9 protein-coding genes are annotated in these 9,020 nt (G+C 36.5%); 7 read left to right on the top strand and 2 right to left on the bottom strand.

The annotated features are described in order from the left end of the window. Window positions 1-260: 260 nt before the first annotated feature. The 4 genes from AC1DG9_RS18050 (at window position 261) to AC1DG9_RS18065 (ending at window position 4,697) form a co-directional block, all read left to right on the top strand. On the top strand, window positions 261-902 hold the full coding sequence (locus AC1DG9_RS18050) for a porin family protein (RefSeq protein ID WP_172662437.1): 642 nt from the start codon (window positions 261-263) through the stop codon (window positions 900-902). 160 nt (window positions 903-1,062) lie between these two features. Further along, complete coding sequence (locus tag AC1DG9_RS18055; RefSeq protein ID WP_337717837.1) at window positions 1,063-2,412, top strand: PhoH family protein; 1,350 nt, start codon at window positions 1,063-1,065, stop codon at window positions 2,410-2,412. A gap of 22 nt (window positions 2,413-2,434) precedes the next feature. Next, entirely contained in the window at window positions 2,435-4,324 is a 1,890-nt protein-coding gene (locus tag AC1DG9_RS18060) for a M1 family metallopeptidase (RefSeq protein ID WP_337717835.1), read from the top strand. 127 nt (window positions 4,325-4,451) lie between these two features. Continuing rightward, on the top strand, window positions 4,452-4,697 hold the full coding sequence (locus AC1DG9_RS18065; RefSeq protein WP_048906350.1) for a hypothetical protein: 246 nt from the start codon (window positions 4,452-4,454) through the stop codon (window positions 4,695-4,697). On the opposite strand, the gene AC1DG9_RS18070 is transcribed toward AC1DG9_RS18065, so the two are convergent. Further along, window positions 4,694-5,551 carry an EamA family transporter gene (locus tag AC1DG9_RS18070; RefSeq protein ID WP_172662439.1) on the bottom strand — a complete coding sequence of 286 codons (858 nt, stop codon included), beginning with the start codon at window positions 5,549-5,551 and terminating at the stop codon, window positions 4,694-4,696. The two genes, AC1DG9_RS18065 and AC1DG9_RS18070, sit on opposite strands and share 4 nt — an antisense overlap. Window positions 5,552-5,768: 217 nt before the next feature. Here AC1DG9_RS18070 and AC1DG9_RS18075 point away from each other — a divergent pair, with 217 nt between their 5' ends. Further along, complete coding sequence (locus AC1DG9_RS18075) at window positions 5,769-6,971, top strand: DUF763 domain-containing protein (protein WP_172662440.1); 1,203 nt, start codon at window positions 5,769-5,771, stop codon at window positions 6,969-6,971. Window positions 6,972-7,013: 42 nt separating this feature from the next. Here the strand turns inward: AC1DG9_RS18075 and AC1DG9_RS18080 are convergent, their stop codons facing one another. After that, a complete protein-coding gene (locus AC1DG9_RS18080; protein ID WP_337717833.1) occupies window positions 7,014-7,652 on the bottom strand; it encodes an NAD(P)-dependent oxidoreductase in 639 nt (212 codons plus the stop codon). Between the two features lie 259 nt (window positions 7,653-7,911). On the opposite strand from AC1DG9_RS18080, the gene AC1DG9_RS18085 reads away from it, so the two are divergent. Both AC1DG9_RS18085 and AC1DG9_RS18090 read left to right on the top strand, forming a co-directional pair. Continuing rightward, a complete protein-coding gene (locus tag AC1DG9_RS18085) occupies window positions 7,912-8,217 on the top strand; it encodes a hypothetical protein (RefSeq protein WP_288883920.1) in 306 nt (101 codons plus the stop codon). Window positions 8,218-8,260: 43 nt separating this feature from the next. Further along, window positions 8,261-8,938 carry a pseudouridine synthase gene (locus AC1DG9_RS18090; RefSeq protein ID WP_288883919.1) on the top strand — a complete coding sequence of 226 codons (678 nt, stop codon included), beginning with the start codon at window positions 8,261-8,263 and terminating at the stop codon, window positions 8,936-8,938. The last annotated feature ends 82 nt before the right edge of the window (window positions 8,939-9,020 follow it).

A 9,020-nucleotide genomic window follows, 5' to 3' on the forward strand; every position in this document is an offset into this window, starting at 1 on the left:
AGAGAAGTTAAGCCCACCAGAGCCGATGGTACTGCGGTAACACGTGGGAGAGTAGGTCGGTGCCAAATCTTAAGCAAAACCCTGTAGCTAAACGCTGCAGGGTTTTTGTGTTTATATACATTTCTGAAAGAAAAACCTTCTTAATAGCTATTCCATTAGATATAATTGACATTCATCTTAATGATGTTACAAATTATGAAAATAAATATTTCATAATGATAATGTATATCGCTAAGTTTAGTTCTTAAACACACACACAAATGAAAAAGAAACTATTAACTGCAGTAGCAGTATTGGCTTCCCTATGCGGGTATGCCCAAACAAAAGGTACCAATGCTTTAGGTTTTGGTATTAATTCACAAACAAGTAAATCTGAGGTCAGAAGTGAAACTGGAGCTACCGAGATTGAAAAAACAAAGGCAAATAATTTCACTTTGAGCTACGGATTATTTATAAAAGACAACACGAAATTAGGTCTTGATGTTAGTTATGGAAATCAAGATTATCGATATGTACAAGGATTATCTGGTTCAAAATCAAAAAGTTATGGAGCAGGTTTGAATTATCAGCAGTACTATCCATTGGTTAAAAAGCTATACGCCTTTGCTGGCGGTTCACTGGGATATGGTTATACGAAAACTGATAATGCCGATCCTAATTATGAAGACAGGAAAACGGATCAATATTCGGTTGGTGTAAATGGTGGTTTGACATGGTTTTTTTCTAAAAGATTTGCCATTGAATCCAGTTTATTATCAGCTAACGCATTCTACACTGTTGATAAACAAAATGGAAATAATTCCGGTGGTCAAAGTAGTTATGAAAATAGCTATACCAATTTTAATTTGAGCACTAGTGGAGCTTTCAATAACCTTGGTTTTAAAATCTATTTGCTATTCTAAAGCTTAATTTTACATCAAATTAATATCAAAATAAAGCACCTCAAATTGAGGTGCTTTATTGTTATGGTGTGTTTTTCACATTTATATTTAGAATTTTAAATAGTTTTTGGTTATTTATTCAATTTCGTATCAAGCGTAAAAATCGCTAAATTTAAGTGTCATGAGTAAAACTGCTAAAAATCCTTTGTTACAGAAGAAAATCTTTGTTCTCGATACTTCTGTTATTTTATACGATCATAACGCTTTCAATAATTTCCAGGAGCATGATGTTGCCATACCAATTCAAGTTCTAGAAGAGCTTGATAATATGAAAAATGGCAATGAAACACGTAATGCAGAGGCAAGGAGTTTTATTCGTCTTATGGATAATGCTTCAGGTAATAAAATAATGAACCAATGGATTCCTTTAAATGGCACTAAAAGTGGGCGATTTAAAGTGGTAATGGATAATAAGCCAGATCATGCTGATGCTGAGGCAATTTTTGGAGCCGGAAAGTTTGATCATCGTATTCTTAATGCTGCTTTAAGCTTAAAGCAAGAATTTCCAGAGAAAAAAGTGGTACTGGTATCAAAGGATATATGTCTGCGCTTAAAGGCAAAATCTCTTGAACTGTATGCTGAAGATTATGAAACTGGAAAGATTAAAAATGTAGATGAACTTTATACCGGTAAAACGGTTCTTTCTAAAGTTCCGGAACAACTTTTTGCAGAACTCAAAACTGAAGGCAGCATTAGCACTGAGTTACTGGATATTGTACCCCAATCTCCAAATCATTTCTGCATATTAAAAAATAGCCGGAAAACTGCAACTGCATGGTTCGACTCTACTACGCAACGCTTGTATCCGGTAGCGTCAAAGAAAATATTTAATATTTCGCCAAGAAACCATGAGCAGTCTTTTGCTGTACACGCTTTGCTTAATCCTGAAATTAAACTGGTAACTATTCAGGGTAAGGCCGGTACCGGAAAAACACTTCTTGCAATTGCCAGTGCATTGGAGCAACGTAAAGATTACAGGCAAATTTATGTAACCAGGCCAATTATTCCATTAAGTAATAAGGATATAGGTTTTTTACCGGGAGATGCTAAATCGAAGATAGATCCTTATATGGCACCAATATGGGATAATCTGAGGTTCATTAAAGAGCAGTATAATCATGATTTAAAGATGCAGGGAAGGATAGATGAGTTTGTAACTACAGGCAAAATCGTAATTACTCCCCTCGCTTATATTAGAGGAAGAACGCTTTCTAAAATCTTTTTTATTGTTGATGAGGCCCAAAACTTAACTCCACATGAAATAAAAACAATAATTTCGCGGGCAGGAGAAGATACCAAGATCATATTTACCGGCGACATATATCAGATAGATACACCTTATCTTGATGCCGAGAGTAATGGCCTGTCTTACCTGATTGAAAATGCAAAGAACCATCCACTATACGCGCACATTACATTAGATAAGGGCGAACGTAGTGAACTGGCAAATCTTGCAAACGACTTATTGTAATTTGAAAAATAAACTGGTTATCATGTTTAAAAAAGCTGTTCTAATAAAGAATCTAATCTTGTTGATTCCAATTCTGATGATATTATCGTGTAAACAAAAAGAACAAGCTGCAAGTCAGCTTGTTGAAGACCCGCATTCTTTCTCAAAACCATCTATAGCTGTAGTTGAACATCTGGATCTGGATATAAAGGTTGATTTTGAAAGTCAGCAGATTAGTGGGAAGGCAGTTTGGAAAATAAACAATAAGGCTAAATCAAATGAGATTATTTTTGATGATAGTCAGCTTAATATATCAAAAATCACTCTTGGTGCAGAAGAAAAGGAGACCACATTTACCTATGGCGAGGAGAAGGAGTTTTTAGGAAGGCCACTAAAAGTGGTTATTACCCCTGAAACAAAGTTGATAACCATTTATTATACAACCAATGCACAAGCAAGTGCTTTGCAGTGGTTAAACCCACATCAAACAGCAGGCAAAAAACGCCCATATTTATTTACGCAGTCAGAAAGTATTGCCGCACGTAGCTGGATACCTTGTCAGGATAGTCCAGGTATAAGGTTTACATACAATGCAACTGTTTCAGTTCCCAACGATTTGCTGGCTTTAATGAGTGCCGAGAATCCTGAAGTAAAAAACAGTACAGGTATTTATCATTTTAAACAAGTTCATCCTATTCCTTCATATTTATTGGCATTGGCTGTTGGTGATATTGAATTTAAAGCAGTAGATGAGCGCACTGGTGTATATGCTGAACCTTCGGTTTTAGCAAAAGCGGTATATGAATTTGCTGATATGGGTAAAATGGTAAATGCTGCTGAAAAGCTATATGGCCCATACAGGTGGGGAAGGTATGATTTGCTTGTGTTGCCTCCGAGTTTTCCTTTTGGAGGTATGGAAAATCCTAATCTGACATTTATTACCCCAACAATTATCGCTGGAGATCGGTCTTTAGTAAGTATAATTAGCCACGAATTGGCACATAGCTGGAGTGGTAACTTAGTTACAAATGCTACATGGAATGATTTCTGGCTTAACGAAGGCTTTACCAATTACTTTGAAAGAAGGATCGATGAGGAGATTTTTGGTAAACAGGAAGCCGAGATGCAGGAGGAATTTGCGAAAAAGGCTTTGGAAGATGCTGTAAAGGAAATGGGCGATACCAGTAAGGATACTTATCTGAAAACTGATTATACTGGAAGAAACCCCGATGAGGGTACTAATGATATTGCTTATGAAAAAGGCTATTTCTTTTTAAGGACAATTGAAGAGGCAGTAGGAAGAGAAAAATTTGATACTTTTTTAAGAGGCTATTTTGATGGTCATGCTTTTCAATCTGTTTCTACCGAACAGTTTCTAGCTTATCTGAATGAGAATCTAATTAAAGGTAATTCTGATCTTGAGAAGAAAATTAGGGTAAATGACTGGGTTTATGGCCCTGGTGTTCCATCAAATATCGCTTATTCGAAAGGTCTGTGGGCTAAAGATGGAAAGTTCGCTAAAATTGATCATATAGCATCGGTATGGAATAAAAATGAATTGAAAGATACTTCAGTGTTGACTAAAGAAATCGTTACAAGTAATGAGAAGAAATTCTTTATCAATCTCCTGTCACCTGAAATGACTGCAAAGCGAATGGCTGACTTAGATCGTCAGTTTAACTTTACCGGTTCTAATAATACTGACATTCAGTTGGCATGGTACACATTGGCCATTCGCCATCAGTACACTGCTGCCAATAAAAGAATAGAAGATTATTTAATAGAAAATGGAAGAATGTGGCACATCATTCCTTTGTATAAAGAAATGATAAAAACGCCAGAGGGTTTGAAAAGGGCCAAAGAGATTTACAAAAAAGCAAGGCCTAATTATCATCCTATGACTTATCTGGCGATAGATAAGTTTTTAAAGTAATGTAATAATTTGAAAGTGCAATTGTCTAAACTAAATTAATATAATTCGAATTAGTTGTAGCGGAATGACGATTAATCTCGTTATATATTAAATAACAGTTTATAAATCAATTCAACTTAATCATATTATGGATTCATTACACCCTTTTCACCAGAATATAGAACATATTAAGAATGATGCTTCTTCTCAATTTCTTATTGTAGATAGTGATGATATAAAACAGGTAGAATCATTAGCGATTATGTTCCCAAGGCTAACCAGTTTGATCAAAAACAATGGAAATAAGAATTTTCTAATCAATTTCCGTGATGAGCAGCAACGGTCTCTTATTGTAATGGTGGTTTCTAAGAATAGAATTCCGATGGCAAGCTAAAGATTCTTTTTGCCCTTAGTTAGTGTGGCACCAAGGCTTGCAATGATTACAAAAGTTACTGCCAACCATTGATGCAGGGTGAGGTGTTCTTTTAAAAACACTAGCCCGAATAATGCTGCAGCTGCTGGCTCAAGGCTCATCAAAATACTAAAAGTACGCGCTGGTAATTTCTTAAGGGCACCAATTTCCAAAGTAAATGGAATAGCACTTGATAACAATGCCAGCGCACCGCCGCTTAAGATCATAATGGGTGTGAAATTGGATAAGCCCCCGCTTCCAAAGCCGAAAGGAACCACTACAATAGCGGCGAATATCATGCCTACGGCTACTGCTTGTTCTCCATCCATAATTTTAGCTATTCGGCCGCCAAGAAGAATGTAGCCTGCCCAAAAACCTCCGGCCAGCAATGCAAGTGACGCACCAATTAAATCAATACCTTTTTCATTCCAGGGTGCAATAAAAGCTATTCCTATTGCAGCCAAAAATACCCAAAAGAAATCTAATATACGTTTGGATCCGCTTACAGCTAATAAAAGAGGTCCAATAAATTCGAGTGTTACACCTAAACCCAGTGGGATCCTTTCTATGGCCATATAGAAAATAACATTCATTAATCCTAGCGATATACCATAAGGGATAACGGCTTTCCATTGTTTTGCTGTGAAACGCTTGAAATTTGGTCTGTAGGCACCCACTAAAATAATTGCAGATAAACCTATCCTCACAGATGCAGTACCGGTTGCCCCGAGTGCAGGAAATAATCCTTTGGCTATTGCGGCTCCGGCTTGAACGCTAATTATAGACAATAGTACGGCAGGGAGGGGTGGTATATTTATTAATTTATTGGTGCTCATTGATAGATGGTGATGGGAGGGATAACCCTGCAAATTTAAGGATTTGATTAAATAAAAAAGCACCGAAATCCATCGGTGCTTTTTTATTTATCAACTAAACCTAAACTATAAATACTAACCAAATATTTATATCACAAATATAAGGTGGATTATAATAGGCAGATGTTAAGAAATGTTAAATTGAATTATTGGTAATATTTTGCTAATTTTGTTAGTAATGAAAAGATCTGGGACGGCTGATTTACCTTTGCATTATGGATATGTTCCTAAATGGCTGGCAGAACGTATGTCGCGTTTGGGGTTGGCAATTACAGAGGCAATAATTATCGAGTATGGTACAGCTGAAGTATTGCGGAGATTAAGTGATCCCTTTTGGTTCCAAAGTTTAGGTGCTGTGATGGGTATGGATTGGCATTCTTCCGGAATCACCACTTCAGTTATGGGTGCCTTAAAGGCCTCAGTTAACCCTCATTATAAAGAATTAGGCATATATATTTGTGGAGGCAAAGGCAAAAAATCCAGACAAACTCCGGATGAACTACTTAAATTTGGAGAACGCACCGGGTTAAATGGTAATGACTTAGTACGAAGCAGTAAGCTAAGTGCAAAGGTTGATAATACCGCTTTACAAGATGGGTTTCAGTTGTATATGCATAACTTTATTGTAGACAAGCACGGGTTGTGGACTGTTGTGCAGCAGGGAATGAGAGATGGAAGTTCGACTGCACGTAGGTATCATTGGCATTCGTCATCATTAAAATCCTTTGTGGATGAGCCCCATACAGGCATTTGTGGGAAAAACCAAGGACAAATTTTAAATCTTGTGGCCAAAGAAGCATTACTTTCCCGTAATGCTATGTTATCAATGACAGCAGAGCATCCGGAACGAATGATAGGAGAAGTGCGTAAACTCGTCTTGCCAGCGCATCATGACGTTAGGGCTAAAGATGTAGATCTTAAACGTTTGGGTGCGATGCTGTGGTTAAGTCATGAAAAGAACCCTAGTGATTTTGAAGAATTGCTGCTACTTGAGGGAATGGGACCTAGAACTCTGCAGTCACTTGCATTAGTAAGTGAGGTTATTTATGGTACATCTGCTCGATTTACTGATCCGGCCCGTTTCTCATTTGCACATGGAGGCAAGGATGGGCATCCATTCCCAGTGCCTTTAAATGTTTATGATGAAACGATTAGTGTACTAAGCAAAGCAGTTTATAAAGCAAAAATAGATCAAGCCGATAAGCTTCACGCTATACAAAAGCTAAGCGAACTGTCTTTCAAAGTTGAAAAGGACTTTATTCCTAATGATAATTTTGAAGAGCTTATAGAAAAAGAGAGAAACGACTCATGGAAATATGGCGGTAAAACAGTTTTTGGTGATGCAAAACCACCGAATGGCGGACAATTGAATCTGTTTTAAAATTATGAGGGAAAATAGCTTAACCCTCATAATTTATAAATTTTATAAGCTTGCCACAAATGGTGCTTTTCCAATAAAATCAGTTTCTAAGATCTGATCTATGAGAAAATGTGCCAGATCTGTTGTACTAATCTTTTCACCAGGGCTGTCTTCCAGACTTACAGTCAGGTTTCTTACTTCTTCCGTCTGTTCAATCCATGGTAACCGTACCATAGTCCAATCCAAGCCACTCATTTTTACTATTTCAAAAGCCTTTTCCTTGTCGGCTACAAATACTGGAAATGTCTCCTTCATCCATGTGGATGCCTGAACTGTTTTCATACTTTTCTTATCTCCCGGAACATCTATATTCAGCCCGGTTAAGAATATATATCTTTTGATCTGCTGCTTATTCATAGCTTTTATAATGTTGTGAGCTGCTACACTTGCTATTAGAGGCTCATCTTTTGCTTGTCCAAGAGCACTTATCACAACTCCACAGTTTTTAATAAGCTCATTCGCTGTTTCTAAATCTTTTATATCTCCTCTTACAATCTCCAAATTGGGATGCAGGTAATTATAAGATGATGGATTTCTGATTAGTGCTTTGACTGTATAACCTTGATTTAATAGTGTTTTTAGTAAATAGCTTCCAGCTTTACCAGTTGCGCCAATTAGGGCGACTTTTATATGATTAGTCATTTTTAAAATTCCAATGTGAAAAGAATAATTCTTTCTAAATATTATTAGGGATACGATTGTAACATAGGAAAAAAGGCAATAAAATAGCCTTCCCGCTATAGGTTTGGATTTTTGGTAATCCTATTTAGATATGTGACTAATGTTAATATGATTCAAATATATAAATAATCTGGCTGTAAATCATTACGTCCCCCAACATTTCAGTATCTTTAATTATTGTTATTTGTAGCATAATTGAAAATTTTAACGTCTTAAGGTTATGAAAAAATTATTATTCCTATTGTTTATTGGATTTGCCATGGTAAGCTGTAACACAGCGAAACAGGCAGGAAGTAAGGGCTTAGTTAAGTTAAGCGGTAAAATTGAAAAATTAGGGATGACCACATTCCAGTATGGTACCCATATTTTAACAGTGGATGCTAAAACCTATGCATTAAAAAGCAGTAAGGTTGATTTAAATGCTTATGTAAATAAGGAGGTTACCTTAAAAGGAACAAAGGTTGATGGTTATCCTATTGAAAATGGCCCGGACTTAATAGAGGTAGAAGAAGTTACTTCCAAATAGAACAGGAAAGTTTAAAAGGTTATCTTCGCCAAAAAAAGTTTAAATGCTAGAAATTGTTTATCAGGATGACCATTTAATTGCAATTAATAAACCTCATGGCCTGCTTGTGCATCGGTCGTCGATTGCCAATGATGCAAAAGAATTTGCATTACAACTTTTAAGAGATCAGGTAAACAGACATGTTAGCCCTGTTCATCGTTTGGACAGGAAAACAGGTGGTTTGCTACTATTTGCTTTTGAAAAAGATGTAGAAATAGCAATGCATCAGCAGTTTCAAAATGGTTTGGTTCAAAAGAAATATCTTGCGATTGTTAGAGGGTATGCGCCTGATAGCCAGGATATAGATTATCCTCTTGCAAAAGAAAATGGAACCATTCAGGATGCTTTTACTGCTTTTATAACTTTAAAGAGGGCAGAGCTGGATGTTGCCTTCGGTAAACATACCACCTCAAGATATTCCTTAGTGGAAGCTACACCAACAACCGGAAGAATGCATCAGCTTAGAAAACACTTTGCTCATATTTTCTATCCTATAATTGGCGACCGCAAGCATGGGTGCAATAAACAAAATAAACTGTTTAAAGAGCAATGGGAAATGACTACGATGTTATTACATGCATCAGAACTTATATTTAAGCATCCGGTAACCAATGAAGAAATTCACCTTAAAGCCCCTCTTCAAGAGGAGTTTAGAAGAGTGATGGAATTAATGAAATGGTAAAAAATAATTATGATTAATGTTACTTGCGCCATAATAGTGGATGATTCCAATAGCATATTGGTTACTCAGCGCAGTGCATCAA

This window comes from Pedobacter sp. 05L430 (genome assembly GCF_056397585.1).

What these genes read in the sequence shown, in the direction of transcription:
- AC1DG9_RS18075 (WP_172662440.1), top strand. Translation starts at nt 5,769, where the DNA reads ATGAAAAGATCTGGGACGGCTGATTTACCTTTGCATTATGGATATGTT.
- AC1DG9_RS18090 (WP_288883919.1), top strand. Translation starts at nt 8,261, where the DNA reads ATGCTAGAAATTGTTTATCAGGATGACCATTTAATTGCAATTAATAAA.
- AC1DG9_RS18070 (WP_172662439.1), bottom strand. Translation starts at nt 5,551, where the DNA reads ATGAGCACCAATAAATTAATAAATATACCACCCCTCCCTGCCGTACTA.
- AC1DG9_RS18060 (WP_337717835.1), top strand. Translation starts at nt 2,435, where the DNA reads ATGTTTAAAAAAGCTGTTCTAATAAAGAATCTAATCTTGTTGATTCCA.
- AC1DG9_RS18050 (WP_172662437.1), top strand. Translation starts at nt 261, where the DNA reads ATGAAAAAGAAACTATTAACTGCAGTAGCAGTATTGGCTTCCCTATGC.
- AC1DG9_RS18055 (WP_337717837.1), top strand. Translation starts at nt 1,063, where the DNA reads ATGAGTAAAACTGCTAAAAATCCTTTGTTACAGAAGAAAATCTTTGTT.
- AC1DG9_RS18085 (WP_288883920.1), top strand. Translation starts at nt 7,912, where the DNA reads ATGAAAAAATTATTATTCCTATTGTTTATTGGATTTGCCATGGTAAGC.
- AC1DG9_RS18065 (WP_048906350.1), top strand. Translation starts at nt 4,452, where the DNA reads ATGGATTCATTACACCCTTTTCACCAGAATATAGAACATATTAAGAAT.
- AC1DG9_RS18080 (WP_337717833.1), bottom strand. Translation starts at nt 7,652, where the DNA reads ATGACTAATCATATAAAAGTCGCCCTAATTGGCGCAACTGGTAAAGCT.